We start from the raw sequence: 26962 nt of genomic DNA, 5'->3' as shown, positions 1-26962 counted from the left end.
GCTCGGGCAGAATTGGGGAGGGGCTGGCATGCCTGAACAACTCGTATTTGCGATGGAGGTCATCCTTAACGGTCTGATGGCCGGGGTGCTGTATGCGCTGGTCGCGCTAGGCTTTGTTCTGATCTACAAGGCGTCGGGGATTTTCAATTACGCGCAGGGGGTTATGGCCTTGTTCGCGGCGATGACGCTAGTCGGAATCATGAATGGGCAGGTACCTTTTGCGCATCTGATCAACGCCATCTTTGGCACGCATGTTCATTACTTTGGTTGGAACGTCCCCGCGCTGCTGGCGATCATTCTGACCATGGCGGTGATGGTGCTGCTGGCCTGGGCCGTGCAGCGGTTCGTGATGCGCCATCTGGTTGGGCAGGAACCGATCATCCTGTTCATGGCGACCATCGGCCTGGCCTATTTCCTTGAAGGCGTGGCGGACTTGATGTGGGGGTCTGAAATCAAGACGCTGGATGTGGGTCTGCCGCAGGGCATCAACCTGTGGATTGATGAAACCACCTTTAACATCTTCGACTATGGCTTCTTCATCGACAATCTGGACATCGTGGCGACGATCATCGCGGCGCTGCTGGTGGCGGCCTTGGTCGCGTTCAGCCAATACACCAAACAGGGCCGGGCAATGCGCGCCGTGGCGGATGATCATCAGGCCGCGCTGTCGGTCGGGATTTCGCTGAATTTCATCTGGGTGATGGTCTGGTCGGTGGCCGGGTTCGTGGCCCTGGTCGCAGGGATCATGTGGGGCACCAAATCGGGCGTTCAGTTCTCACTGTCACTCATCGCACTCAAGGCGCTGCCGGTGCTGATGCTGGGCGGGTTCACGTCGATCCCCGGAGCAATCGTCGGTGGGTTGATTATCGGTGTTGGCGAAAAACTGTTCGAGTTTGCCATCGGCCCGTTGGTCGGTGGTGCGACCGAGAACTGGTTTGCCTATGTACTGGCGCTGATCTTTCTGGTGTTCCGGCCACAGGGCCTGTTCGGCGAGAAGATCATTGAGAGAGTGTAGGGGATGACCAAGCTGATCGCCATCGTCAACGTGATTGCATGGGCCGGGTTCTGGGCCTTTGGCTACATCGCTCTGACGTCCAGTGATCTAAGTGAAGGCCAGCTTGTGATCGCTGTGCTTCTGGCTTTTGCCGGACTTGTTATGGGTGTTCTCGCCTACATGAAACTGGTGCGCGCCTCTGAGGCGACCGGATACGCCAAGGGCTCCAATCAACTGGACGCCGCAGCCCGCAATCGGGCGCAGGAAGAATGGGGAAAGTAAGATATGTTCTATCGTGAGGCCGGAGACTTCAAAACCTCCTACATAGCGGACAGCCAGACTTTCCCGATCAAGTTTGACCGGTACCGGTACTACGTAGTGCTGGCAGTGGCGTTCGGAGTCATTCCGTTCATTATCAACGACTATTGGGCCAACGCACTGCTGCTGCCCTTCCTAATCTACGCCATCGCAGCGATAGGGCTGAACATTTTGGTGGGGTATTGCGGGCAGGTCTCGCTGGGAACAGGTGGTTTCATGGCTGTGGGGGCCTATGCTTGCTACAAGCTGATGACGGCGTTTCCGGATGTCAGCATGTTCATCCATGTTCTGTTGGCTGGCGGTATCACAGCGCTGGTGGGTGTGCTGTTTGGTCTGCCCTCTTTGCGGATCAAAGGGTTCTACCTTGCGGTGGCCACGCTAGCTGCACAGTTCTTCCTTGTATGGCTTTTCAACCGGGTTCCGTGGTTCTACAACTACTCGGCCTCTGGCCAGATCAACTCGCCCGAACGGGATGTGTTTGGCATCATCATCACCGGTCCGAACGCGCCTGCCTGGGCGACCTATCTGTTTTGCCTGATCTTTTTGACCTTCAGTGCGATCATCGCGCGTAACCTGACGCGCGGCACTACGGGTCGGACATGGATGGCGATCCGCGACATGGATATCGCAGCCGAGATCATCGGAGTGAACCCGCTCAAGGCAAAGCTTACCGCCTTTGCCGTCAGCTCGTTTTTCGTAGGCATTGCAGGCGCACTGTTCTTTGCTGTCTATCTGGGCGCGGTCGAAGTGGGTGAAGTGTTCGGTATTCAGAAATCATTCCTGGTGCTGTTCATGGTAATTATCGGCGGATTAGGGTCTATATTTGGGTCCTTCGCGGGTGCGGCATTTCTGGTTTTGCTGCCAGTTGTCCTAAAGCTGCTGGGTGTCGATCTGCTGGGTTGGCCCACCGATATCGTTGCGCACCTGAACCTCGTGATTGTGGGCGCTCTCATCATCATATTCCTTGTTCTTGAACCCCACGGGCTGGCGCAGCTTTGGCGCGTCGCGAAAGAGAAACTCAGACTCTGGCCGTTCCCGCACTAGTGGGCAGGCCCAATGAAAAGACGGGCGGCTGAAGCCCGAAACCCAACATCGGATCAACTAAGGGAGGAGACACCCGATGAAAAAGAAAATGGCTACCCTGGCGCTGGGCGCGCTGATGGCAGCAGGACCTGCGCTCGCAGATCTCGTGATCCCATCGCTCAGCTATCGTACGGGCCCATACGCTGCAGGCGGTATTCCGTTTGCTGATGGCTATGCTGACTATTTCACCCTGCTCAACGAACGAGACGGGGGTATTGGCGGTGTTCCTGTCAACGTGATCGAATGTGAGACCGGCTATAACACCGAAAAAGGTGTGGAGTGCTATGAATCAACCAAAGGCGAAGGGGCGCTGATTTATCAGCCTTTGTCGACCGGTATTACATATCAGTTGATCCCCAAAGTAACGGCGGATGACATCCCTTTGCATACAATGGGTTATGGCCGGACTTCGGCCCGCAACGGCAAGGTGTTCAGCCACGTCTTCAACTATCCCGCGAACTACTGGGACGGTGCCTCGGGCGCGATCAACTATCTGCTAGACGAAAATGGAGGCGATCTGAACGGCAAGAAAATCGCCCTGGTCTATCACAACTCAGCCTATGGCAAGGAACCGATCAGAACGTTGGAAGAGCTGTCGAAAAAGCACGGCTTTGAGCTGTCGTTGTTGCCGGTCGACCATCCAGGGCAAGAGCAAAAATCCCAGTGGCTGCAGATCCGTCGTGAAAAGCCAGACTTTGTCCTGATGTGGGGCTGGGGCGTAATGAACCAGGTCGCCATTCAGGAGGCTGCCAATATCCGCTTCCCGATGGAAAACTTCATCGGCGTTTGGTGGTCGGGCGCGCAGCATGACGTACTGCCTGCTGGCGACAAGGCGAACGGTTACAAGGCCGTAACCTTCCATGCCGTTGGTGATGACTTCCCTGTATTTGACGACATCAAGACGCATGTCGTGGATGCCGGAAAGGCCGCAGGCGCAGGCGATCAGGTTGGTACCGTTCTGTACAACCGTGGCCTCTACTCAGCGATGCTCGCCGCCGAAGCGATCAAGGACGCGCAGGAAGCAAATGGAACCGGCGATGTTACACCGGGTATGGTTCGGGACGCGATGGAGCAGCTGAACATCACCGAAGAGCGCATGGCCTCTCTGGGTATGCCGAACTTTGGTCCGACCTTCCAGGTATCGTGCGATAACCATGGCGGCCCTGGCTTGATCGGCGTCTCTCAGTGGGATGCAGGTACACAAACATGGAACCTGATCTCGGACTTCAAGCCAACCGATGGTGAGGTGATCGGTGCGCTGGTTGAAGAAGACTCGAGCGCATATGCAGCCGAAAACAACGTCGAAACACGCTGCAACTAAGGCCTGCTTCGACCATAAACTTAGGGGCGGCGGTAAGCTGCCGCCCCGATTAAACGGTCCCACGGGGCAGGCATGAGGATATGCGCTGATGCTGGATGCTGCACAAACCACTGATGTACAAGCCGAAACATTGCTTGAGGTCAACAATATCGAGGTGATCTATAATCATGTGATCCTCGTGCTGAAAGGCGTTAGCCTGACTGTGCCGAAAGGCGGTATTACTGCCCTATTGGGCGGAAACGGGGCGGGTAAGACCACGACACTTAAGGCGGTGTCGAACCTTCTGCATTCCGAACGGGGCGAGGTTACCAAAGGCTCGATCAAATATCGCGGGACCAGCGTGCATGAAAGCGATCCGGCTGTTCTGGTTGAAAAGGGCGTGATCCAGGTAATGGAAGGCCGCCACTGTTTTGAACATCTGACTGTCGAAGAAAACCTGCTGACCGGCGCCTATACACGCAAAGACGGCTCGGCTGCCATCCAGCAGGATCTGGAACTGGTTTACAATTACTTCCCACGATTGAAGGAACGCCGCCGGTCGCAGGCCGGATATACTTCGGGCGGCGAACAGCAAATGGTGGCGATGGGTCGGGCGCTGATGTCACGCCCCGAGACGATCCTGTTGGATGAACCCTCGATGGGTTTGGCCCCGCAGTTGGTCGAAGAGATTTTCGGCATTGTAAAAGACCTGAACGAGAAGGAAGGCGTGTCCTTTCTGTTGGCCGAACAGAACACAAATGTGGCTCTAAGGTTTGCCCATTACGGCTATATTCTGGAATCAGGTCGCGTTGTGATGGACGGCCCAGCTGCCGAATTGCGCGAGAATCCTGACGTTAAGGAATTCTATCTCGGCATGTCAGACGAGGGCCGAAAGAGCTTTCGCGATGTGCGCTCATACCGCCGTCGCAAGAGATGGCTGTAAGCGGGCAGAGGATATTTCGATGACCTATTTCGATAAGCTTGAAACCCGATCAGCAGATGAACGCGCAGCGGATCATGCGCGCGCCTTGCCTGAACAGATCAACCGCGCGCAGGCAGCACCCGGATACAAGGATATCCTTTCTGATGTGCAGTCAGACGCAGTGACTGATATGCAGGCGCTGGCGCAATTGCCGGTGCTGCGGAAATCTGACCTGACCAAGGCACAGGCTGGGCGGCCACCATTTGGTGGGTTTACAGTGAAACCTGCGCGGAACTTCCAGCATGTGTTCCAGTCACCGGGCCCAATTTATGAACCGGGCAGCACCGATCACGACTGGTGGCGCATGGGCCGCTTTCTGAATGCCGCAGGCGTGGGCCCGGGCGATATCGTGCAGAATTGTTTCGGATACCACCTGACCCCTGCAGGTATGATTTTCGAAAGCGGTGCCCAGGCTGTGGGCGCGTCGGTTCTGCCAGCCGGTACTGGGCAGACTGAACTGCAGGTAACCGCTGCGCGCGATGTGGGTTGCACTGCCTATGCCGGAACCCCGGATTATCTCAAGATCATCCTCGAAAAGGCTGACGCGATGGGTGTTGCTCTGCAGTTTTCGAAGGCGGTCGTGGGCGGGGGTGCGTTATTTCCTTCCTTGCGTCAAGAGTACGCGGATCGGGGCATAGCTTGCCTGCAATGTTATGCTACAGCGGATCTGGGCAATATCGCCTATGAAAGCCCGGCCATGGAAGGGATGATTATCGACGAACACGTCATCGTCGAGATTGTCACGCCGGGCACTGGCACACCCGTTGCCCCCGGTGAGGTTGGTGAAGTTGTCGTAACCACTCTCAACCCCGACTATCCTCTGATCCGGTTCGCCACAGGCGATCTGTCGGCTATCATGCCCGGAGCCTCTCCGTGTGGGCGCACCAATATGCGCATCAAAGGCTGGATGGGGCGCGCTGATCAGACCACCAAAATCAAGGGTATGTTTGTGCGTCCCGAACAGGTGGCCGCACTGGTGGATAAGCATGACGAGATCGTCAAAGCCCGCGTTATCGCAGCCCGTCAGGGCGAGATGGACACAATGACCGTACAGATTGAAAGCCCATGCGAGAATGACGGTGCCTATGCCAAATCGGTTGCCGAGGTGCTGAAACTCAAAGGCGCGATTGAGGTCGTGGCCCCCGGTTCATTGCCCAAGGATGGGTTGGTGATCGAGGACCAGCGCGTCTACGAATAAGGGTCTGCGGCAGTATGTGCCGCAGATTTGTTTCCCGTCACACTGGTGTTTCTTAGCAATTTGGTCGATTAAAGACGGAACCTTCGGGATTCTCAGTCAGGCATCATGGCCGAAATCGAATATTCAGAATACGGAACACGCAATCGCGGCGCCTTGGGCACGCGTTTCGTGGGAGCTATCGCCTGTATTGTAGCAGCAGCTTGTCTGTTGCCGATGGTGGCCGTGGTTCTGGCAGCGGTGACCGGCGGAACGGACACCGTTTCCCACTTGTTAGAGACTGTACTACCCAGTTACGCTCTGACAACGATCATCCTTGTCGCGCTGGTTGCAGCGGGGACATTTTCAATCGGGGTCGGGGCGGCCTGGCTGGTGACCATGACCCGTTTCCCGGGGGTGAGATTTCTCGAAATTGCATTGGTGCTGCCGTTGGCCTTTCCGGCCTACGTTCTGGCCTATGCCTATACCTTTATCCTTGACCACCCCGGCATCGTGCAATCCACACTGCGCGATGTGACGGGCTGGGGGCCGCGCGACTATTGGTTCCCCGAAATTCGTTCGACCGAGGGCGCGGCGGTGATGTTGATCCTTGTGCTCTATCCTTATGTCTATCTGCTGGCACGGGCCGCGTTTTTGCAACAAAGTGCCACCGCCTTTTTGGCTGCCCGCGCCTTGGGGAACGGACCCTGGCCCGCTTTCTGGCGTGTTTCTCTACCTATGGCACGTCCCGCCATTGCGGGGGGAGTGCTGTTGGCTGTGATGGAGACCATCGCCGATTTTGGAACCGTCGCCTATTTCGGTGTCCAGACATTTGCCACCGGGATCTACACAAGCTGGTTTTCCATGGCCGACCGTGCCGCTGCAGCTCAGCTTGCCTTGTGCCTTCTGGGGTTTGCACTTGTGATGGCAATAGCCGAACGGACACAGCGTGGTAAGGCTAAATACTACCAAACCGGCAAACAGCATGCTGCCCAACCTGCTGCAGAGCTGAAGGGCGCAAAGGCGTTTGCCGCTTTTCTGCTTTGCGCAATTCCAGTTCTGTTCGGATTTCTTCTACCTGTTGTGATCCTCGTGCAGATGGGTCTTGAATCCGAACAAAACCTTCTATCACGCAGATATGTTGGGTTCATTCAAAATTCGCTAACGCTGGCCGGAACTGCAGCGGTAATCACTGTTTGCGCCGCCATCTCGGTCGGGTTCTATCAGCGCCTCAGACCCGGGCGTGGTTCTGCCACGGCGGCTTATCTGGCGCGGCTGGGTTATGCGGTGCCCGGTGGAGTGATCGCTGTCGGGCTGATCGTTCCCTTTGCCGGGCTAGACAATGCGCTGGATGCCTGGATGCGTAAAACCTTTGATGTTTCAACGGGACTGCTAGTTACAGGTTCGATCTGGTTGCTGGTCGCGGCCTATATGGTGCGCTTCCTCGCCGCTGCGCTCAGCGCATATGAAGGTGGCCAAAGTACCGTGCACTCGAATATGGACGCTGCCGCGCGATCGCTGGGGCAGACACCGCTGGGCACATTGCGCCGGGTGCATTTACCGATTCTGACCCCTTCGCTATTGACGGCGTTGCTGATCGTCTTTGTCGATGTCATGAAAGAATTACCCGCAACTCTTATCATGCGGCCCTTTAACTTCGACACATTGGCGGTACAGGCTTACCGGCTAGCTTCGGACGAGAGGTTGGAAGGTGCAGCGGTGCCGTCACTGGTTATCCTCGCAGTGGGGCTGTTGCCGGTGATCCTGATTTGCCGTCAGGTTGGACGCAGGTAGCACACGGTCGGTTCTAAAAATTCGTGTTGCGATTGCACTGGGCTTGATTCAATGACGATTTCCGGCAAGGCTTGTTTTATGAACATGCAGCCTCCCAGCCGGTTCGGGTCCGGTTCTGCCCAGATGCCGGTCGCGTTTGACCGGCGTGAGATGTCTCAAATCCTGTCTGTCTATGGCCGAATGGTCGCCGCCGGTGAATGGCGTGACTACGGAATTTCCAATTTACGCGAGACAGCCGTGTTTTCAATTTTCAGGCGGACTGCCGAACATCCGATTTACCGGGTGGAAAAGCACCCACGCCTGCGAATGCGGCAAGGTATGTATTCGGTGGTGGGTATGGATGGGCGCATTCTGAAACGTGGGCACGATCTGCGCTCTGTTCTGAGAGTTCTGGAACGCAAATTGATTCGGGCGGTTGACTCTGATTAGAGCCTTTTATGCGCCGTGACTGGCCCATCGCCTTGCGCTGCAATTCGGGCAATCGCCTGATCCATAGGCTCAAGCGCGACAGCCATGTGATAGGCATTGGCGTGGAGCAGCAAATTCCCGGCCGCCACCCAGGCCACATGGCCCTTCCAGAATAGCAGATCACCGCGTCGCGCAGATTCCCCTGCAGGCACAAGTTCTCCGACTTCACGTTCCTGATCGCCGCTGTCTCCGGGACAGGGGATGCCGCAGGCCAGCAGGGCAGCCTGTACCAAACCCGAGCAATCCAGTCCGAACCGGCTATTACCTCCCCATAGATATGGCGTGCCAAGAAACAGTTCGGCAGCGGCAACAGGATCGGCGAGCTGAGAGTAGGCAGGGACAGCGTGGACCGCTGGAATAAAGCCCAGTGCTGTCTCCATAAATCTGTCTTCCTCCGACAAAACGCGAATTCTGCTGCCGAAACTTAATGAGGTTAGGTCGCGGCTTTTTATGTCAGGCTTCTCGTATGCGTGGGTCGAGCCCGCAATGATCCAGTGAGTCTGGGGCTCAATCGGGCCCAACCGATCGGTGGGCAGCCATCCCTGATAACCATCCTTGCTGGCTTTGATCTTGCTCCAGCCATCAAGCTCTTCTTCGATGGTCACAGAGTCACCGAACAGCAATTGCCGGTCGCGCAAGCCATCGGGTTGACGTAGCAAATCGACGACGGGACGGATAATACGCGCTTGGGTCATAGGCCAAGAAGCTCCGGAAGGGCCGCCAGCAGGGCACGTGGTCCTTGACCCAACCCGCCCTTGCTGCGGCCGGGTTCCTTTCTACGTTGCCAGGAATAGATGTCAAAATGTACGTAGCGACTATCATCAGCAAACCGGCGCAGGAAAAGCGCTGCGGTGATCGAGCCCGCAAACCCACCGGACGGCGCGTTGTCGAGGTCGGCGATGCCAGGCTCAATCATCGCTTCGTAGGGCTCATGGAATGGCATGCGCCAGACCGGATCTGCGACAGTTTCTGCTGCCCGCGCTAGCGTTTCGGCTGCCTTATTGTCATCGGTATAATACGGTGCCAAATCGGGCCCCAACGCTACCCTTGCTGCACCGGTTAACGTGGCCATCGATATCAGCAGATTGGGCGCGTCCTCATGTGCCAGCGCCAGCGCATCGGCTAGAACCAACCGTCCTTCGGCATCGGTGTTGTTGATTTCTACGGTTATTCCACTTCGCGCGGTTAAAATATCACCGGGACGGAAAGCGTTGCCCGCAACTGAGTTCTCGACAGCTGGGATCAACACCCTCAGCTGTAATTCCAACCCGAGCGCCATGATCATACGGGCCAAACCCAGCACATTGGCTGCGCCACCCATATCTTTCTTCATCAACCCCATCGAGGCACCTGGTTTCAGGTTCAGCCCTCCGGTATCGAAACAAACCCCTTTGCCAACCAAGGTCAGTTTCGGGCCGCTGTCACCCCAATTCATCTCCAGTAGCCGAGGCGCCTGTTCCGCTGCGCGTCCGACCGCGTGGATCATTGGAAGGTTCTGGTCCAACAGCGCCTCGCCACTGATGACTGATACATCTGCACCGAACTCCTGCGCCAGGTCCTCAATGGCTTGTTGCAATTGCGTGGGGCCCATATCCGCAGCGGGAGTGTTGACCAAATTCCGTATTAAGGCCTCGGCATTTGCCATGATCTCGATCCGTTTGGCATCCACACCTTCGGGTGCAACCAACGCGGCATTCGCAGCGATTTGCGCGGCGTAGCGATCAAACGCGTACCCGGTCATCAGCCAGCCAAAGCATTCAGCTTCAAGCACGTTCGCCGGGATGCCCGAGGCTATGCGATAGGTTCCTTTTGGTAACGATTCCGCCGCTGCGGCCAAGGGAAACCGTTTGCGCGCTCGTTTTGCCGCGCTGCCATATCCTGCAAGGGCAAATTCAGGCTTACCATCTGGGCCGGGTACCAAAACTGTTTGACCAAGTGCGGCAGAAAAACCATCCGCCGAAACCCATGAGTGCACGTGATCCGGTTGATTTTCCAGCCAGCCCGCCAATTCGGATTGCTGCAGAACATATAGCGGCAAAGACGGGTCAGTAGCGGGGGCAAAGGACAGGGTCATACGGGCCTCGGCTGGTTGAAGTTTGGCACAGACTATCCGTCTGCGGCGTCCCCGCAACCCCTCTCAGACCGATAGATCCTGCTGATCCCAGATGGCGGTCAGCGAACGCTCGCCAACCCGGATCAGACGGCATAGCGTGGCGCCGGTAGCTACAGCATCGCCGGCATCAACCGAATGCACGACGTCACTCGCGACACGGGCCAATGCTATCATGCCGATCTGTTCGGATATGGCCACCAATGACTTGGCGCATTTGCGCAGCCCAGTCCAATCGCGTTTCCGCCAGAACCTTTCGCAATTCGACAGGCGCAGAGCGAGTTCTTCAACTGTTCTGCACAGCACATCCATCGCATTGTTGTCACCAAGTTGATGATACAGGCTGTTCAGGCGGTCCGGGTCCAGACGCACGGATTCTTTCTGTTCAAGCGTGATAATCTTGTCCACCACATTCACCCCAGTTGATATGCCCCCACGGCACGCTACGATTCTGCTTTGAAAAACCTTTGCAATTCCTTGCGGAGCAGCGGGATAATGTCTCGAATTTTGTGAGAATTCAGGGTACAGAGCGATCCAGTCAATACAACAGGGGCATCAGAATGAAATTTGCCAAACCTTTGCCGACCTATCTGGTGAAACGGTATCACGGCTGGAAGGCGACCACCTATTCCGAGAATCAGGTCTGGTATCGGCGATTGGCGACGGAGGGACAACGCCCGCGCGCGATGGTCATTTCGTGCTGTGACAGCCGGGTGCATGTGACCTCGATCTTCGGTGCCGATCAGGGTGAGTTTTTCATTCACCGTAACATCGCCAACCTGGTGCCACCTTACGCACCGGACGGGGATCACCACGGCACCAGCGCGGCCATTGAATATGCGGTAACGGCGCTGAAGGTCGCGCATCTGATAGTTCTGGGTCATTCTCAATGTGGCGGCGTGCAGGGATGTATCGACATGTGCAAGGGGCAGGCTCCGCAACTTGAGGCGAAAGACAGCTTCGTCGGACGTTGGATGGATATCCTCAAGCCTAAATACGAGCTGGTTGCCGATGTCGAAGACAGCACCGAACAAGCCCGGCAATTCGAGCGTCAGGCCGTGGTCGCCTCGCTGGAAAACCTGATGACCTTCCCTTTTGTATCTTCCGCCGTCGAAGAAGGCTCACTCAGCCTGCATGGGCTCTGGACCGATATCGGAGAAGGCGGGTTGCAGAGTTATGATCCGCAGGAAAAGAAATTCGTCGTGGTATAAGCGCGTCATTCATTGCTTGACTCTAAACAGCGCAGATCAGTCCTCTGATTCCGCGCTGTTTTTTGATATAGTCCATCCAGTTCAATTGGATTCGGACCTTTTCTATGAGATTGATTAAACGTATCCTCGTCGCCTTTCTTGTTATCATTCTGGCACTGGTTGGGGTGTCCTACCTGCTGCCAGGTAAAGCCGAGGTGTCGCGCAGCATCACGATTGACGCCCCGGCCGCCATAATATTCCCTTATGTTAATTCGATGCAGGAGACCGAGAAATGGTCGCCCTGGCTGTCGCGTGATCCCGAAACCAAGCTCAGCTACAGCGGCCCGGATGCTGGGGTTGGCAATACATTGAACTGGAGCTCAGACAATCCGCAGGTGGGCACTGGATCACAGGAAATTATTGAAAGCACCCCCGATCAGTCCGTCAAAACCGCCCTCGACTTTGGCCCGATGGGGACTGCGACGGCTACATTCGCATTGCAATCCGAAGGTGCAGGTACGCAGGTGACCTGGGGTTTCGTGTCTGAGTTGGGAATGAACCCTATGTCCCGCTGGATGGGCCTGATGATGGATAACTGGGTCGGTGGCGATTACGAGCGCGGGCTTGAGAACCTTAAGGCACTGGTTGAGGGATAGCGCCAAATCGAGACGTTGAATTGAGCGCGAGATTGATTCTCGTGAATTCAGCGGCATTGCGGCAAAAGAACCTTTCGGATTCATTGTGTTATCAGCAATCAGAATTTCGGCGATGACCAGGCAACTTTGAAAAGGTTGAGATAACAACCGGCTGCTCAACCGACTCGCTCACAATGCGGGTTCGTCTCAAAACAGGGAACGAGTATATTTACAGATGCCCGGAATTGACTTCAGTCGTGACTTTTATTCGGGAGAGCACCTGAATAATGATCAAAACCTCAATCAAATTGAGTTTTTGTGAACATCCATGTGGGAAAGATTTGGTGCCCAGGAGAGGCATCTAATCTCTGTTTCATGGTGTTTCATCATGTACCAGAATTTAACAGGATGATTGTTTTTCAGTGATTTAACTGTACCACTGTGTTCCACTATGCCCCACCGTATACTATATATAGAGGGTGGATAGAGAGGTGGATGAATGTCTCGCCCTTTGAACAAGCTCAGCGCATCGACGCTAAAGGTGGTCCCGCCGGGGAAGTACTCCGATGGCGGCGGGTTGTGGTTCCATCGGCGTGAAGATGGCGGTGCTCAATGGTTCTTGCGTGTCACGGTGCACGGTCGCAGGCGTGAAATGGGTCTTGGCTCCTTCCCAGACGTCTCACTTAAGGAAGTTCGCCAGGAAGCCGAGCACTGGCGGGCTGTTGCGCGAAAAGGCATAGACCCAATCAAAGAGCGGGAGCGCCTCAAGCGGGAGGAAGCCAGCAAACTTCACCTTTTGAAGGACGTCGCCCTAGATGCTTTTGAGAGCCGCAAGGCGGAATTGAAAGGTGATGGCAAAGCAGGTCGCTGGTATTCGCCTCTGGAGCTGCACGTACTACCGAAGCTTGGCAAGGTGCCTGTTGTCGAGCTGGACCAGAAAGACATCAGAGACACACTTGCCCCCATCTGGCATGACAAGGCTGACACGGCGCGCAAGGCCATGAACCGCCTATCAATCGTGATGCGGCATGCAGCAGCGCTCGGGCTCGATGTGGATCTGCAGGCAACGGACAAGGCAAAAGCGCTGTTGGGCAAGCAACGGCACAAAGTAAAGAACATCCCTGCCATGCCGTGGAAAGAGGTTCCGGCTTTCTATCAAAGTCTCGATGGGGGAACGACAACGGGACTTGCACTGCGCCTGCTGATACTCACGGCAGTTCGGTCATTTCCTCTGCGAAACTTGTATTTGGATCAGATTGACGGCGATGTTTGGACCATCCCAGCAGAGGCGATGAAAGGACGTAGGGACGCAACAGAAGCGTTCCGAGTACCGCTATCTGTAGAAGCCCTAACAGTGATCGAGAAAGCCAAACCGATGGCGCGGGACGGGTGTTTGTTCCCAGGCGTTCGGCGCGGTGTGATATCGGATATGACCATGGGTTCGTTCATGAAGCGGCGTGGCTTGGTCGAGCGCCCCCACGGGTTCAGGTCTTCGTTTCGGGATTGGGTAGCGGAGACTCAGAACGTACCATTTGAGGTTGCGGAAACTTGCCTTGGCCATGTCGTGGGCGGGTCTGTGGAGCGGTCTTACAAACGCACCGATTTTCTGGAACAGCGGCGCGCGCTGATGGAACGGTGGGCCACCCATCTACTATTGAGCATGACCCAAGGCAACCAAAACCAGATAAAGTTTGGAGCGAGGCATGGTTAAAAGAACGGTTCGCGGAATTTTGGATCACGTCCAAGCAGAGCACGACGCGGTAGAAAGGGAATGGGAGCAACCTAGCGTCGACTACGTTCCAGGCATGGGGCTGGGTGCAACCAAACAAGCGACCAGATGGGCTTACATTGGATACTGCCTGGAAGTCGAGCAGTTCATAAAGTCCGCTTTGACTGTAAAGAGAGGCCGCCCACCAAAAAATAAATTAGACTCCATAGACGCCCGAAGAGCGTTTCTTCTTTGGAAAATGGTCAATCAAACTTTCAGCGACATTCGGCTCGATTGCACTGTTAGATCACTAATAAGCATGGTGATTACTGTAGAAGAAAACTTGAAATTGCCCATGCGAGAAAGAGCTTTTCCTCCAAGTGGAAGCTACGCATCTTCGATTTCTAGAGGAAAGAAAATTCTAGAAATTGACAGCGACTGGAATTCCGCAATTTGCGAAAAAATCGATGCCACTTAACCGCAAATGACTGATAGATAACTGTCCTTCAGTGTGTGTGCCATGAGCAATCATGGAGCACACAAATGAACCTCCTTTCCTTCACGGACCTGCAGTCCAAGCTCGGCGGTCGTAGCCGTAGTTCGGTCTATCGCGACATTGAAATCGGTCGCCTTCCGAAGCCCATCAAGTTCGGCTCTCGTCTCTATTGGAATGAAGCCGATATCGACGCTGCAATCGAGAAACAGGTTGCTGCCTAACGAAAACCCGCACCCCAGGTACAGGGCGCGGGCGGTGTTTGATTGCGGCTAGTTGGATAGTTACAATTGTAACCGTTTCTCGCCCTTGGTGCAATAACCAAGGAGCAAAAAATGAGTACTGAGCAGAAACCAGACTTTGAACTTCCCCCATCAAACGCGCTTCGCGTTTACCGCTGGGCAGACCTTCCAAACCTGACGGTTCCGGCTCTGTATCGGATTACTGATCCGGGTCAGGAGCCGCGCGAAATCTATGAATCCAAGCACAAGCGCCAAGTCCTTGAGGGCCTGATGCGGTCCCCACTCTACGCGGCAAGCTACTGCCGCTTGTCGGATCAAGTGCTGCCTCTGCGTCGCGATGACGGCGTGAATATCGAGTGCAAAATGTACCGAGGCGATCCAGACACCGGACGCCAAAAGTTCGGCATCTATTTCCTCGTTAGCAAAGTAGAGCTGATCCAGGCGAACGAGGTGGCGGCATGAGAACTGTTGACCTCCAGATCCGCACCATCCGCCGAAAGCATGGTCTTTCAGAGGCCGCAGCACGTGTCGTTGCCGCCCTGTATTATGGGGGGCGTCGTTCATGAGTGTTGTTATTCAGAAAAACGTTCAGGAGGAAATCCACGTTTCGCGCGAGGAATACATGGGCCGCGACATTGTTAACATGCGTGTCTGGTATCTCGCGAAAGACGGGGAAAAACACCCGACGAAAAAAGGGGTGGCGTTCAGCGCCGCCCTTCTCCCTGACGTTCAGCAGGCATTGACTGAGATGGCACAGGAAGGGGGTGAATAATGCCTGCATTGGCTCATAACCCTTCGCCCCAAGTCCCTGCAGAAGAGATTGCCCGTCTTCATGGTGCCGGTTTCGACCTGTTGCCACTTGGTGGCGGGTCAAATGCAAAAGCCCCACTGTGCAGCCTACAAGGTTCCTCCAGATATCCTCTCAAGCGGGTACTGGGCCCGATGTACGGCAAAGGCAGCGCTTGCTATGGGGTTCGGTTGCCGGGATTGGCCGTCATTGATTGTGACGAGAACAACCCCTCTTTGGTCAAGGACATGGAGGCGCGCTTCGGTGGGTCTCCCGTCCAGGTATCCACTCCGCGCGGAATGCATCTTTACTACAGCGACCACGGCGGACAGGCCCCCAATCTGCGCGCCCAAGGCTTTCCTGTGGACATAAAGCGCGGTGCCAGAAGCTATGTTGTAGGCCCACTTTCAACACGGCCTGACGGCGGTTTTTATCATCCCGTTCGAGGTGTACTCGGTGCCGACGCTTTGCCTGCCATTTCACTGCCAACTGACAGAGTGGTGGCCAGCACGAGCGTGATTCCCAAAGGCAATCGCAATCGGGAACTGAGCCTTGCCGCCATCGAAATGGTGGAAGCCGTTGAAAGCCCCGATGAGTTGTTCGGCAATCTCGCTTTCATCCGTAATGACGAATGCGAAGACCCAGCGACGTTACCAGATTCTGAGCTTCGCAAAATCACCGATTGGGCCTGGACTAAGAGATTGGAGGGTAAAGTGTATCGCGACCGCGATAGCGAGTTTCGCATCAACCGAACTGCACTCGATAGGTTATCAACTTATGACAATGCCTATGACACCATCGGTCTCTTCGTAGTTCTTCAATCCAACCACGGTCACATCGCTGGTAAGACATTTGCCTTGGACCACGCTGGAATGGCCAAGGCTGGTCATACCAGTTTGGGTCGCCGCCGATTTTCGGACGCTATCAAGACGCTACGCCAGTCTGGTCTTCTCGGTGTCGCAAAGGAGTACTCGGTCGGAAACAGCCGCCGGACTTACCGGCTTCTGCGGATCACGCCTGAATTGCCCAACGTGCAATCACTGCACTCGGCCAAGGAAGTGTCCTAATGCAGGGGGGAAGGGGTTTAATAATTACATATGTTGACCGCTTCCGGTCAAAAGGGGTTTTGCGCCCGAAAGACACCAATACTCCAACAAGCGAGGAACGAGCATGACGGATGAATCCGAACGAAAAAACGTGGCCAATACGTACACGGATGAGAACGGTAAGTTTGCGCAGGGCAATCCCGGCAAGCCCAGAGGAACCCGGCACAGGGTCACGCGAGCGGTCGAGGAATTGCTTGAGGGGCAATCTGAGCAAATCACGCAGAAGGCGGTTGAGATGGCGCTCGAAGGTGACAGCACAGCCCTGCGCCTATGTCTGGAACGGCTAGCGCCCACCAGAAAGGACGCACCGGTTAACTTTGAGCTTCCACCCATCCAAAACGCACAAGACGCCTCCGAGGCCGCCCAGGCGGTCCTACAGGCCGTTTCTCAGGGTGACGTGACGCCCTTAGAAGGCGCAACCGTCATGGGGTTGGTTGAGCAGTATAGGCGGGTTCTGGAAACCACCGACTTGGAACGCCGGATCACAGCATTGGAGGCATCAAAATGAGCATCAGAAATCGTGTCAACAAACTGGAAGAAAAATCAGACAACAAGTTCAAGGTCGCCATCGTGAAAGGCGAATTCTTTGACAAGCGTGGTGAACCAATTTCAACAGATGGAGAGTACCCTCAAAATCTTGAAGAGCGGGTCCAAAGAGCAATCGTAGGCCTTTCGGATTTTGAAGAAACCGTCACATTAGAGCGTGAGGAAAGTGAGACTGGTGCCGAGTTCATGCGCCGTTTCGATCAGGCTGGCAACCTTCTGGGCAAAGGCGTTGGGGCCACCGTGACTCTGCGCTGGGATGTCAAATGGATTTGATAGGAAGCACGGCGGAAATGCCGAGGTGTGTATCGACGTTCTGATTTACAAAGCACCGCCGGGGGCGGCGTAGACGAAGAAATAGTCACGGCTCATGTCATGTGGGGGTTGGGCAAAGTTACCCTAAGATTACCCTAAGGTACGGCGCGCCGAACTCGTACCCCCTCATTGAAATCGCTAATCCCCATCAAGGCGCGCCGCATCACACTGCTACATGTGTTAAGTGTTTTAATTGAGCCCCTGTGGTGAATTATCTAGGATATTCGGACATGCGAATATCTCATTTCTGTTTCCAGCCATATGTTGGGAAATTCGCGGGGCGACACACCGAACTAACTAACCCCCTCAAATCCAGTTGGAAAAACCAGAACGTTCTAAAATCAAGACATGCCGCCCACGTTGTCAGGATCGCATTGTGGCAAATTTGTGTCCACGAATCATTTTGAAACTTACGGTTCGCGATTTGGGAACAAAGCGTTTCGATTTATTTGTAAGCATTAAGGGAATCCCCCAATTTCGGGGAATACGCTCAAACGCTAGGTTGTCCACAACGGAACAACACTACCACAACGTATACACCCTCAAGAGAGAGGGGCTGGCTAAGACCCCCTCATCCAGCCCCTCACCACCTTCACTCTCAATCATTTGTGAGACGGTGGGTTCTTCCCCTACTCCCAATTTGGGAGGCCAGCGCAATATACCACATGTGGCCCGCCATATTCAGCCCGCTATAAATGGGGGGTCGGCAGGCCAACTGTCAGAAGGTGACGAATTCTAAGTCATCACTCCGGTTTAGTCGGATGTCGGCTCTGAGCCCTGAGCCGTCATTGAACTGCCTATCGAGGATTCGGGTGCATTCGGTCGGTCGCAGTCGCAACTGGACGTTGACAAAATATATTGAACTCTTGTTTGACCGGACATGAAAGTACAGTGGGCTATTCTGTAAATTCGATTACGACTTGTTAGGGACTTCGATCACTACCGACATATGAATAGATGGGGTATCCCCCCATTCAGGCGAAGGGGCGTCTTTGCGAGGGTTGGCAAAGTTGGCCAAGTCTTGGTTGCCGCGCCAGTTTGCCGGTGCACCGGGTGCCCAGTTGGTATAGATTGATGGTTCGCCATTCAACCAATACCAACCGCCAGCTGGCTCAGGTGCTCCCTCTTCCTGAACGAGTCCAATCATAGGGCCTTCATAAGCCTTGCGGTTGTCAGGCACATCATAGACAGCCCAGTGCCCTTCATCGAGCAGCGTTAGATTGAAGACGAAGTCATTCTCAGCCTGCGATCCAATTGCGACAGGATACCCACCAAGCGCTTGAGCGAGTTCTTCGAATTCAGCCCAGTATCCACCCCAGGTTCGAATTACGTAATATGTATGACCTTCGAAAGTGCCTTTGGTAACTAGATCAAATGCAGACAGGATTTCTTCTGCGCTAGAAGAGCTTTCTATCAGTTGAGCAACTTCAGGTCGCTCCGCATCACCAGCCTTCTGATTTAGAACATAATATAAGACAGCTACAGTCATTGCTGCGACACATGCAGAAATACCCAAGGGTACAGCAGGGCTGCGCACAAGCTGTGAGATACGCCTTCGGAGTCGGGGAAGAAGAGTGCCGGAATCACCTACAGAATAGACCGATATTGGTTTGGTCACATTCTTTACCCGATGTTCACCCACTTTAGAAAAAGCCAATTCGATTTTGCCACCGACTTGATCCATTACGTTTTGTGAAACACAGATTCCACCGGGGTCCGCAAGCGCCTCCAGACGAGCAGCCACATTTACGCCATGACCCAATATGTCGCCGTTGGACTGTACCGTTACATCACCAATATTGATGCCCACGCGAAAGACCAATCGCGTGGCAGGCAGAACAGGGTCGTTGTATTCCTTATGCGCCTGCTGCAACGCAATGGCTGCTCGCACTGCCTCTACGGGACTCTCAAACCATGCAATAACTGAATCTCCGGCTGTATTAGCGATTTTCCCGGAGTGAGCTTCGATAACCGGGTCCATAAGACCACGGAGAGCGGCAAGGTGAGCTAGAGCCGTCTCTTCATCGGCCTCCACATGGCGCGTGTAGTCTGCGACGTCGGCTGCAAGGATAGTCAACAGACGACGGTTCATAGGTAACACGCCCTACGCAAGCAAACCCTCACTGCTTGCTTTCGTTGCCCCCCGCCCATTCTCAGAAACTTGGCCATTTTACTATTATTGACGTTATCCAACTAAACCTAGGACCCAAAGAAACCCTAAGAACCGTATGCCTGTCAAATATGGTAGTAGACGGACAATTCATTGCATCGAGTTCGATGATAGCCCACACGTGTTCCTAAATGCCCAAGCCTGACAGTCGGTCAACCTCGCTTGTACGTTACCTAGGTCGTCCATAGTAAATATTTCTAACTTGAATTTTCACCCCGCGTTTTGGAAAGGGCGCAAATGGGCTTGGCTTGCCAAGTTGCCCAAAATCCCGACCGTACCCACTAAAGTTTGGCCCGATAGCCCAGATTATGTCTGCTCTAGGTTTCTGTTTGCTTGGGTCGCACTGAAGTTTGTATTCCGCAGCGCAATCAGGAGGAATGACCGTCTGCGTATTTAATCTCCTTAGGACTACACGACCATTGCATTGCGCTTCCAAAAAGCCATCTGATTTTGCTGACCACTTTATCTTGAGGCGGAAATTATTCCATTTCCCAAACTCACTCGGTTTGACGCAAACTTGACGCTCAAAAGTCGCACCTCTAACGCCATCGAGTAGAATCTCATAGACGTGGTTCTTGATACCTTTGTTTCTTTTCCATTCCGCAATGAGCAGCCTGCTATATGCAGGGTACCGTTTATCTCCGTCATAGTTGAAAGATTTCGGAACAAAAAAGTCGAAGCTGTACTCCACGGTTTGCCCGACGCGGGCCAGCTTTTTTGTTCTGATTTGAGAACGAAGCCGCCCACCTCCGCAGTCGCTTTCTCCTCGCCCATCACCGTACTTTTTTGCTCCACACTCTCCAGGGCGAAGCTCAAAGATATGTGAGCCATTGGAGAATATAGGCTTTGTGCCATTCCACTTCACTTCTCGGAAAGCAGAACGATTGGTCTGAGCGTTTGCGGCGCTGAGGCTCAAATTTATGAGCACCAATATTGTGGTAACTAGAGCCAACATCCTCAATGTCATGCTCTCCCGAAGCGACTGAGACAGACTACTTTCGTAGCATGTTAACTAGAAAAATCATAACTCCTACAGTTTTGTTGTTGCCAAAATGAACCAATCACTTTTATCGGTGTCCGCTTAGTCCCGCATAACTGCCGTTAGTCTCGTCGCCAACCATCAGAAAGTTCACCAAACGTTCCCCCTGTTTTGCTAAGCTCACCGAATGTGCGGACGACTCGGCAGACCTGAAATGACATGGGCGGAGCTTTACGCTCTGCAGAACTGGATTGTGAACGGCGTTCCTATCCCAACCGAGCGCGATCCAAACGCCCAAGACCTGTCAATGAGCTGGAACGTGAAACCAACTCAGATGCTGGATATGGCGTTCATCCACGGCGACCGACTGGAAAGCTCTACGGCGCGCTGGTGGCTTGTGCCACACTGGTTCAAGGAAGACGTGAAGCAGTGGAAACCGACCACCTTCAATGCGAAGATTGAGACGGCATATAAACTGGGCTCAATCCGAGTCGCATGGAAAAGCAGCAGGTGCATTATTCCGGCCAGCTTCTACTATGAATGGACAGGTCCAAAGGGGGCCAAGCAGCCTTGGGTTATCAAGACAGACACCAATGACCCCTGCATGTACTTCGCAGGCCTCTATTCGCGCCTCTCATCTGGTCTGAACACCTGTACAATACTCACCCGCCCCGCCTTGCATCAAATCGAACACATCCATGCCAGGTCGCCGGTTATTCTAACGAATGAAAACCTTGTGCCCTGGATGATGGGTGAGATTAACCACGACGACGCGCAGGAACTCGGAACCGAATGGGAAGGACGGATGCGCTATCACATGGTCGCACCGATTGGCCGCGACGATGACGGGCCGGAATTAATCGACGTTATCGAGGCGTAATGGCCACACGCAGCAGATCCCCGAAGAAAGCAGCGGATGAAAAGTATTTCCCTATCAGGGTGCGTGTACAGGTTCCTGAGGAAGGATTCGACCAGAAAATGGATCGAATGTTTACCTGGCTAAACACTGCAGGGGTCGCATCTCGGAATGGAAGCGTGTGGACGCCAAGTATTGCAAGGAAGGCTGTCGCAAGAAGGCGGCGCGAAAGCGGCGGCCAAAATCTACCCATCAAATTCTCGCATCTTTTGACGTCCCAAAAGTAGCAGCGTCAGATTCCGCCCAGTCCGCAATATCGGATAAAGAAAAGAAGAAGCTCGGTGGGATTTGAAGACCCAAGCGGTTAGCTTGTTGAATAGCCCAGACCCACTACTAAGCAGGGCAAGTCGATGAACGCAATCGTCACCATGATATACGCGGCCACCGTAAATTAGGACCATGCCCTCGTTCAAATCATAACCCGCAGCCCATAGCGCGCTAACTAAAGAATTGTCTACACGAGCATCATGAAGATTGACGGGGCCGACACTTTTTCTCAAGCGTTGCCATTTTACAAAACGAGAGCAAAAGGGGCATTCGCCATCATAGACAATCCATGTTTCGTCAGCCTGAATACCAAGCTCCAAATCGTCAAAGCGGGAATTTGGTTTCATGTCGCGCAAGTTCCTTGATGTGTATTGCACCATTGTCGTCCACCCGGAGACATTTGGCTTCTACGATGAGGATGTAGTGACTAACTTGAGCTAAATCCAGCTTCTTGAACTCTGGGAAACTTACAAACGAAGACCAGATGTGATGGGGATAGATATCGTATAGAAAGTTTCCCGAACCGCCAATTCGCTCTAAAACCCGATTGTGGTGCCGGTGAACGAAATCACCAATAGCTTCGAGTTTCTGTGGATCGATCCTTAAGTTAATCCCACCGTCTGCATCGCATGAATTTGTAAACTGGCGCATGACGTTTGCGTCCATTGTTGTGCCCCAATCATGCGTTGGCAAAAAACCGTCGAACGGGCGCCCAGGGCGTTGTTGAGCAAACGACACGGATTTCGAAAGAAAGAAATTGGTCGGAACGTCAATACGCTTGCCCTCTTTGGTTTCAACTTGCCAATGAGCAAAATTCACACCTCCGCTGTCGAACCAACCGAGCCGGGCAACCTGAAAGAACTGCGGTGCAGACAACATGACAGCAAGCGCGGCGACACTCAGCCACAGCGGTATACGCCACTCGGTTTGCCTCATACGAGTGAATGCGTGCACCATCCCGAGGTTGAGCAATATCCATTTCCAAAAGAAGATTGCAGTTAGGGCGAATATCGCCAAGTGCATCAGATCAAAAAACATAGTAATACCAATCATGTAGCGCCTCGAAAAGACCGCTAGCACGACTGAGAGTTGCGCAAACAGAACCAGAGCGTTCAAGGGTACTGTTACCCACTTGACCACTACCATCGCCCAATCGGACAGAAAGGGCATGTCAAAGACGGTCAAATACGAAAAATCAATCGTATTGGCTGTAAGAATATACGTTGGGTTCTCCAAAACCCAAGTCAGCAGACCGGCATTTTCAAGCACAAGCTTCTGGTGGCCGGAAAAAAAGTAGTTCGACAGGTGTACTGCTGCCCCAATAACCACAGCTGCGTTCAGATAGTCCCACGTCAATTTTTCGAAATAGCTGCGATTTTGATGTCTGATTCTGGCAACTATTTGGAGAACGCTTGCAGGTAGAACAAAAATACCCAAGAGCACACCCAACTCCACCACAACCATGTAGTCCGTCGATGAAATCCCAAACCCGAAATCTTGGCGTGCGAGAATTTTCTCCCACATTACCGCGACAATTGGGATCAATGCGAATGAGGGTCGCCATATACTCAGGACTGCAAAAATCACTGGTAGCCACACCATGTCGGCTACAGGATGCCCGACGCGGAGATTATGTAAGGAATATCCTGTGCATAAGTAGAATGTGAGGGACCCTGTAACGTAGCCTAACAGAATGCGAAAGGCAGGGGGGGTTTGACTGCCCTTCAATCCCAAACCCAGAACCGCTAAAAACAGCATCAAATTAACATTTTCAGTGTCAGCCACCCGGAAAATGCGCGGGTATTCCTTTAGCCAAGCAAATGTCGCAATCCCAAACGCCAGCATTGTCAAAACTACTGCGGGGCGCCAGATGCGCTCATAGGTCATCGCGACTCTGGTGTTCATAGTTTCAGTACTTTCTCAGTATCGACAGAAGTCTCACAGTGACCATTGCAAATTTGTGCTGAACGACACTGCAAAAGTAGTGCACTTCATCCAGGAGTAGTTCTTCACGGCTTGTTATTCCATGGTTGACAGGTGGTCCATCCCGAACTTACCAGCGTAAGCTGCTGGGCTGATCGTTGCGCTCGGTGTGGGGCTTTCTATTGGGTCTCCCCAAAATTGGAGGCACCCCCGCAACGTTTCGTTCCGGTCAAAACGGGGTAAGGCTTATTGTCTATCACTACGCGCGCGTGTGACGGTTACCGATTGCCGGGGATTCTACAATTTTGGAACCGCCTCATGAGGTGATTGCATGAGTATTCAAACCAACTCAGTGCATTATTTTCGACATCCTTAACTTATTGCTGACAATGCCTCTGCAATCCTCTACCACCCGAGCCGTTTGAATAAAGAATATAGGAGGAAGCAAATGACTGGCATTGGCACATTTTCACCCTCGTCGCTCGCACGACAATTATCTGAAGTGGCGACAATAGAAGGTGAATTTCGGCTGCGGTCGGGGAGTATTTCACATCAGTACTTTGATAAATATCGGTTTGAAGGCAATCCAGATTTGTTGAGGCAATTAGCAAAGGAAATGAGCAAGTTACTTCCTTCTGGCACTGAAATAGTTGCCGGTCTTGAAATGGGAGGAATACCGCTGGCAACTGCCATTTCGCTTGAAACCGGTATACCCGCGGCTTTCGTCAGAAAAGAAGCGAAGACCTACGGAACTTGTCGCGCTATCGAAGGTCAGGACGTTGCAGGTAAGAAAGTGACATTTATCGAGGATGTAATTACCACGGGTGGTGCTGCGGCCGATGCTCTTAGGCTCGCCTCCTTGGAAAGTGCCGATGTTGTTGCAACCGTTTGCGCCATTTGGCGTGGAGATGGTAATCCCAAAGTCCAAGCTGCCCCTCAATTACCCATCTATGCGGTGTTCTCCAAAGAAGATTTGATTGGATGAAACTGTCCCGAACATTAGAGATGATGCCCAATTTGGTTGGTCGCAACGTAGTTCCGCATCGCCAGTCCTCCGTAGCGCAGGCCGCTGTTACTACCAAATGGCTCAATCTTGCATTACGGTCTTGGCGTCAGTAGCAACTTTCCACACTTTCGCGAGCAACTTGAATGTCTTCTCCAAATGAAGTGTACAATTCCAGATATGAGCTGACAGCCCTATTGTCCGACTTAGTCAACGCCAACAAGGCGTTCTTTTGACTGCAGGTGAACCAAAACTTGTAACGACATACATCGCTCAGCGCGCGAAATAAATTAAACCATCCAAACCTGTTTAGGTGGATGAAAGGATGGGTTGAACGAGGGCCACGTGGGGCAAGATTATGAATATATTACATTTATTTGGGGGAAATGGTGCCCAGGAGAGGACTCGAACCTCCACGTCCATACGGACACTAGCACCTGAAGCTAGCGCGTCTACCAATTCCGCCACCTGGGCAGGTGTCGTGGAGGGGCGTTTAAGCCGACTGGCGGTAGGCGTCAACCGGATTCGGGGCGTTTTTTGAAAGTTTTTTAGTGTCTCGCCCTGACGGGGATACACGCATTGGATTTTCGCGGATGCGCGGCGTTATTGCGCCTTGTCCGTCGGGCGGTTGGGCGGTAGATCAGATCAGAACCAGACAGCAGGAGCGCCATCATGTCCAAACTGGTCACGATTTTCGGTGGATCGGGCTTTGTCGGCCGATATATCGCTCGGCGCATGGCAGCCGAAGGCTGGCGTGTTCGTGTCGCTGTGCGGCGACCCAATGAGGCGATGTTTGTGCGGCCGTATGGCGCGGTCGGGCAGGTTGAGCCCATCCTGTGCAATATCCGCGACGATGCTTCGGTCGCTTCGGCGATGCATGGTGTCGATGCTGTAGTGAACTGCGTCGGTGTCCTGAATGAGCTGGGCAAAAATGCGTTTGACGCGGTGCAGGCCGACGGGGCCGAACGGATCGCCCGTCTGGCTGCGTCGAACGATGTCGATCGCATGGTTCATATCTCCGCCATTGGCGCCGATCTGGAATCTGATAGCGAATACGCACGCACCAAAGCCCAGGGCGAGGCGAATGTTCTGCAACACATGCAGGGGGCTGTTATTCTGCGCCCTTCGATAATCTTCGGGACCGAGGATCAGTTCTTTAACCGATTTGCAGGAATGACGCGCATGAGCCCATTCCTGCCTCTTGTCGGAGCCGACACCAAGTTTCAGCCGGTCTATGTGGATGATGTTGCACAGGCCGCAGTTCAGGGTGTTTTGGGCAAGGCCTCTGCGGGGGTTTATGAGCTTGGCGGTCCTGAGGTTAAGAGCTTTCGTGGCTTGATGCAGCAGATGCTCGAAGTGATCCATCGTCGTCGGATCATCATAGGCATGCCATTCCTCGCTGCCAAAATCATGGCGGGCGTACTGGATATCGTAAAGTTTGTTAGTTTTCAGTTGTTCCCAAACAATATCCTAACCCGCGATCAGGTCAGAAACCTGCGGCGCGATAACGTCGTGGCAGAAGATGCCAAGGGGTTTGTGGATCTTGGGATTGAGCCCGCAACACTGGATTCGATATTGCCGGAATATCTCTGGAAATTCCGCCCATCGGGTCAATATGACGATATTCAGAACTCAGCCAAGAATCTGCGTATCTGATCAGGAATAGGCGATAACTAACAGGATCGCCCCAAGGATCACGCGATAGATTACATAAGGTGTGAAACTGACGCTGCGCAACAGGCGCATCATCAGGCTCAACGCCAGCAGTGCGGCAACAAATGCAAACGCTGCCGCGATGACTCCGTCCTTCGCCAAATCCCAGTTAGCATCCTGGATGACGTCAACCGACAAAAGGGCTCCCGAGGCTAATATAGTTGGAATAGACATCAGCATGGCAATCCGGGCCCCATCTTCCCGTGTATACCCGAGTTGTCGCGCACCGGTGATGGTAATCCCCGACCGTGAGGTCCCCGGGACCAGCGCCAGCACCTGCCATAGCCCCATTATCACAGCATCTCTTATGCCCCAATCTGAGGCATGTTTGGTTTGCGCGCCTTTCTGATCCATCCAGTACAGCAGCAATCCGAATCCCAGCATCGTCCAGCCGATGACCGCGATTGAGCGCAGGGATTGCTGAAGCCCTGACAGGTACAGAATCGCGCCGACAATTACGGTTGGAATTGTGGCTACGACTAATCCGAAGGCCAGCTGTGCCTTGGGAGTATCAAGTCGCCCGGTCAAAACTTCTGGCAGACCGGCCAACGCCTGCTTCACATCTGACCAGAAATACAGAATCACGGCACCAAGCGTGCCCAGATGAACAGCGACATCGATCGCCAGGCCTTGGTCACTTGCGCCGGACAGACCCGGAAGCAGGATCAGATGGCCCGAGGATGAGACCGGCAAGAACTCGGTGACGCCTTGGATAATCGCCACAAGAATCAAGTGAAAAAGACTCATCT

The 26962-nt window shown here is 53.7% G+C and carries 29 protein-coding genes and 1 tRNA gene; 21 read left to right on the top strand and 9 right to left on the bottom strand.

What is annotated here, in order from left to right; translation table 11 throughout:
- Window positions 1-28 precede the first annotated feature (28 nt).
- The 8 genes from AC2FI7_RS19275 (at window position 29) to AC2FI7_RS19240 (ending at window position 8074) form a co-directional block, all read left to right on the top strand.
- Window positions 29-1015 (top strand): branched-chain amino acid ABC transporter permease, encoded by a 987-nt coding sequence (locus AC2FI7_RS19275; RefSeq protein WP_010442926.1) that lies wholly within the window; start codon window positions 29-31, stop codon window positions 1013-1015.
- A 3-nt stretch (window positions 1016-1018) separates the two neighbouring features.
- Window positions 1019-1276: a hypothetical protein gene (locus AC2FI7_RS19270; RefSeq protein ID WP_010442925.1), complete on the top strand. Its 258-nt coding sequence runs from the start codon at window positions 1019-1021 to the stop codon at window positions 1274-1276.
- Window positions 1277-1279: 3 nt separating this feature from the next.
- Complete coding sequence (locus AC2FI7_RS19265) at window positions 1280-2356, top strand: branched-chain amino acid ABC transporter permease (RefSeq protein ID WP_010442924.1); 1077 nt, start codon at window positions 1280-1282, stop codon at window positions 2354-2356.
- A 76-nt stretch (window positions 2357-2432) separates the two neighbouring features.
- Complete coding sequence (locus AC2FI7_RS19260; protein ID WP_010442923.1) at window positions 2433-3716, top strand: ABC transporter substrate-binding protein; 1284 nt, start codon at window positions 2433-2435, stop codon at window positions 3714-3716.
- A gap of 88 nt (window positions 3717-3804) precedes the next feature.
- Entirely contained in the window at window positions 3805-4638 is an 834-nt protein-coding gene (locus AC2FI7_RS19255) for an ABC transporter ATP-binding protein (protein WP_029622175.1), read from the top strand.
- A 19-nt stretch (window positions 4639-4657) separates the two neighbouring features.
- Window positions 4658-5875 carry a phenylacetate--CoA ligase family protein gene (locus tag AC2FI7_RS19250; protein ID WP_010442921.1) on the top strand — a complete coding sequence of 406 codons (1218 nt, stop codon included), beginning with the start codon at window positions 4658-4660 and terminating at the stop codon, window positions 5873-5875.
- A gap of 105 nt (window positions 5876-5980) precedes the next feature.
- Window positions 5981-7645, top strand: coding sequence for an ABC transporter permease (locus AC2FI7_RS19245; RefSeq protein ID WP_010442920.1), 1665 nt, complete (start codon window positions 5981-5983; stop codon window positions 7643-7645).
- Between the two features lie 78 nt (window positions 7646-7723).
- The gene (locus AC2FI7_RS19240) at window positions 7724-8074 is read left to right on the top strand and encodes a DUF2794 domain-containing protein (protein ID WP_010442919.1); all 351 of its coding nucleotides are present in this window, start codon (window positions 7724-7726) and stop codon (window positions 8072-8074) included.
- On the opposite strand, the gene AC2FI7_RS19235 is transcribed toward AC2FI7_RS19240, so the two are convergent.
- The 3 genes from AC2FI7_RS19235 to AC2FI7_RS19225 all read right to left on the bottom strand — a co-directional run bounded on the left by AC2FI7_RS19235 (window position 8071) and on the right by AC2FI7_RS19225 (window position 10640).
- The gene (locus tag AC2FI7_RS19235) at window positions 8071-8808 is read right to left on the bottom strand and encodes a C40 family peptidase (RefSeq protein ID WP_010442918.1); all 738 of its coding nucleotides are present in this window, start codon (window positions 8806-8808) and stop codon (window positions 8071-8073) included. The genes AC2FI7_RS19240 and AC2FI7_RS19235 overlap by 4 nt on opposite strands.
- Window positions 8805-10187, bottom strand: coding sequence for a leucyl aminopeptidase family protein (locus tag AC2FI7_RS19230; RefSeq protein ID WP_496816711.1), 1383 nt, complete (start codon window positions 10185-10187; stop codon window positions 8805-8807). Before AC2FI7_RS19230 ends, AC2FI7_RS19235 begins: the two co-directional genes overlap by 4 nt.
- Window positions 10188-10250: 63 nt before the next feature.
- Window positions 10251-10640 carry a hypothetical protein gene (locus AC2FI7_RS19225; RefSeq protein WP_010442916.1) on the bottom strand — a complete coding sequence of 130 codons (390 nt, stop codon included), beginning with the start codon at window positions 10638-10640 and terminating at the stop codon, window positions 10251-10253.
- 143 nt (window positions 10641-10783) lie between these two features.
- Here AC2FI7_RS19225 and AC2FI7_RS19220 point away from each other — a divergent pair, with 143 nt between their 5' ends.
- The 10 genes from AC2FI7_RS19220 to AC2FI7_RS19175 all read left to right on the top strand — a co-directional run bounded on the left by AC2FI7_RS19220 (window position 10784) and on the right by AC2FI7_RS19175 (window position 17203).
- Window positions 10784-11434 carry a carbonic anhydrase gene (locus AC2FI7_RS19220; protein WP_010442915.1) on the top strand — a complete coding sequence of 217 codons (651 nt, stop codon included), beginning with the start codon at window positions 10784-10786 and terminating at the stop codon, window positions 11432-11434.
- 104 nt (window positions 11435-11538) lie between these two features.
- Entirely contained in the window at window positions 11539-12069 is a 531-nt protein-coding gene (locus AC2FI7_RS19215; RefSeq protein ID WP_010442914.1) for an SRPBCC family protein, read from the top strand.
- A gap of 478 nt (window positions 12070-12547) precedes the next feature.
- Window positions 12548-13759, top strand: coding sequence for a tyrosine-type recombinase/integrase (locus tag AC2FI7_RS19210; RefSeq protein ID WP_496816709.1), 1212 nt, complete (start codon window positions 12548-12550; stop codon window positions 13757-13759).
- Window positions 13752-14234, top strand: a complete 483-nt coding sequence (locus AC2FI7_RS19205; RefSeq protein ID WP_496816707.1) for a hypothetical protein — start codon at window positions 13752-13754, stop codon at window positions 14232-14234. Before AC2FI7_RS19210 ends, AC2FI7_RS19205 begins: the two co-directional genes overlap by 8 nt.
- A gap of 65 nt (window positions 14235-14299) precedes the next feature.
- Window positions 14300-14473, top strand: coding sequence for a helix-turn-helix transcriptional regulator (locus AC2FI7_RS19200; RefSeq protein ID WP_170408056.1), 174 nt, complete (start codon window positions 14300-14302; stop codon window positions 14471-14473).
- Between the two features lie 111 nt (window positions 14474-14584).
- On the top strand, window positions 14585-14953 hold the full coding sequence (locus tag AC2FI7_RS19195) for a hypothetical protein (protein WP_496833568.1): 369 nt from the start codon (window positions 14585-14587) through the stop codon (window positions 14951-14953).
- A 100-nt stretch (window positions 14954-15053) separates the two neighbouring features.
- Window positions 15054-15263 carry a transcriptional coactivator p15/PC4 family protein gene (locus tag AC2FI7_RS19190; protein ID WP_496816704.1) on the top strand — a complete coding sequence of 70 codons (210 nt, stop codon included), beginning with the start codon at window positions 15054-15056 and terminating at the stop codon, window positions 15261-15263.
- A complete protein-coding gene (locus AC2FI7_RS19185) occupies window positions 15263-16345 on the top strand; it encodes a bifunctional DNA primase/polymerase (RefSeq protein ID WP_496816702.1) in 1083 nt (360 codons plus the stop codon). The genes AC2FI7_RS19190 and AC2FI7_RS19185 overlap by 1 nt, the downstream gene beginning before the upstream one ends.
- 103 nt (window positions 16346-16448) lie before the next feature.
- Entirely contained in the window at window positions 16449-16892 is a 444-nt protein-coding gene (locus AC2FI7_RS19180; RefSeq protein WP_496816700.1) for a DUF5681 domain-containing protein, read from the top strand.
- On the top strand, window positions 16889-17203 hold the full coding sequence (locus AC2FI7_RS19175) for a hypothetical protein (protein WP_496816698.1): 315 nt from the start codon (window positions 16889-16891) through the stop codon (window positions 17201-17203). The genes AC2FI7_RS19180 and AC2FI7_RS19175 overlap by 4 nt, the downstream gene beginning before the upstream one ends.
- A gap of 952 nt (window positions 17204-18155) precedes the next feature.
- Here the strand turns inward: AC2FI7_RS19175 and AC2FI7_RS19170 are convergent.
- Both AC2FI7_RS19170 and AC2FI7_RS19165 read right to left on the bottom strand, forming a co-directional pair.
- Window positions 18156-19334: an adenylate/guanylate cyclase domain-containing protein gene (locus AC2FI7_RS19170; RefSeq protein ID WP_496816696.1), complete on the bottom strand. Its 1179-nt coding sequence runs from the start codon at window positions 19332-19334 to the stop codon at window positions 18156-18158.
- A 247-nt stretch (window positions 19335-19581) separates the two neighbouring features.
- The gene (locus AC2FI7_RS19165; RefSeq protein ID WP_496816694.1) at window positions 19582-20367 is read right to left on the bottom strand and encodes a heparin lyase I family protein; all 786 of its coding nucleotides are present in this window, start codon (window positions 20365-20367) and stop codon (window positions 19582-19584) included.
- A 211-nt stretch (window positions 20368-20578) separates the two neighbouring features.
- Between AC2FI7_RS19165 and AC2FI7_RS19160 the strand changes: the two genes are divergently transcribed.
- Window positions 20579-21271, top strand: coding sequence for an SOS response-associated peptidase (locus AC2FI7_RS19160; RefSeq protein WP_496816693.1), 693 nt, complete (start codon window positions 20579-20581; stop codon window positions 21269-21271).
- A 221-nt stretch (window positions 21272-21492) separates the two neighbouring features.
- On the opposite strand, the gene AC2FI7_RS19155 is transcribed toward AC2FI7_RS19160, so the two are convergent.
- Both AC2FI7_RS19155 and AC2FI7_RS19150 read right to left on the bottom strand, forming a co-directional pair.
- Window positions 21493-21921, bottom strand: coding sequence for a DCC1-like thiol-disulfide oxidoreductase family protein (locus AC2FI7_RS19155; protein ID WP_496816691.1), 429 nt, complete (start codon window positions 21919-21921; stop codon window positions 21493-21495).
- Window positions 21899-23461 carry a hypothetical protein gene (locus tag AC2FI7_RS19150; RefSeq protein WP_496816689.1) on the bottom strand — a complete coding sequence of 521 codons (1563 nt, stop codon included), beginning with the start codon at window positions 23459-23461 and terminating at the stop codon, window positions 21899-21901. Before AC2FI7_RS19150 ends, AC2FI7_RS19155 begins: the two co-directional genes overlap by 23 nt.
- Before the next feature lie 484 nt (window positions 23462-23945).
- On the opposite strand from AC2FI7_RS19150, the gene pyrE reads away from it, so the two are divergent.
- Window positions 23946-24482, top strand: a complete 537-nt coding sequence (gene pyrE, locus AC2FI7_RS19145) for an orotate phosphoribosyltransferase (RefSeq protein ID WP_496816687.1) — start codon at window positions 23946-23948, stop codon at window positions 24480-24482.
- 405 nt (window positions 24483-24887) lie between these two features.
- Here pyrE and AC2FI7_RS19140 read toward each other — a convergent pair.
- A tRNA-Leu gene (locus AC2FI7_RS19140) sits at window positions 24888-24974 on the bottom strand.
- 198 nt (window positions 24975-25172) lie between these two features.
- On the opposite strand from AC2FI7_RS19140, the gene AC2FI7_RS19135 reads away from it, so the two are divergent.
- The gene (locus AC2FI7_RS19135; protein WP_010442913.1) at window positions 25173-26156 is read left to right on the top strand and encodes a complex I NDUFA9 subunit family protein; all 984 of its coding nucleotides are present in this window, start codon (window positions 25173-25175) and stop codon (window positions 26154-26156) included.
- Here the strand turns inward: AC2FI7_RS19135 and AC2FI7_RS19130 are convergent, their stop codons facing one another.
- The gene (locus tag AC2FI7_RS19130; RefSeq protein WP_010442912.1) at window positions 26157-26960 is read right to left on the bottom strand and encodes an undecaprenyl-diphosphate phosphatase; all 804 of its coding nucleotides are present in this window, start codon (window positions 26958-26960) and stop codon (window positions 26157-26159) included.
- Between the last annotated feature and the right edge of the window lie 2 nt (window positions 26961-26962).

This window comes from Ruegeria sp. YTSA064 (genome assembly GCF_059610325.1).
Note: the sequence above shows the minus strand (reverse complement) of the source record. Positions and strands in the feature narration are given on the sequence as shown.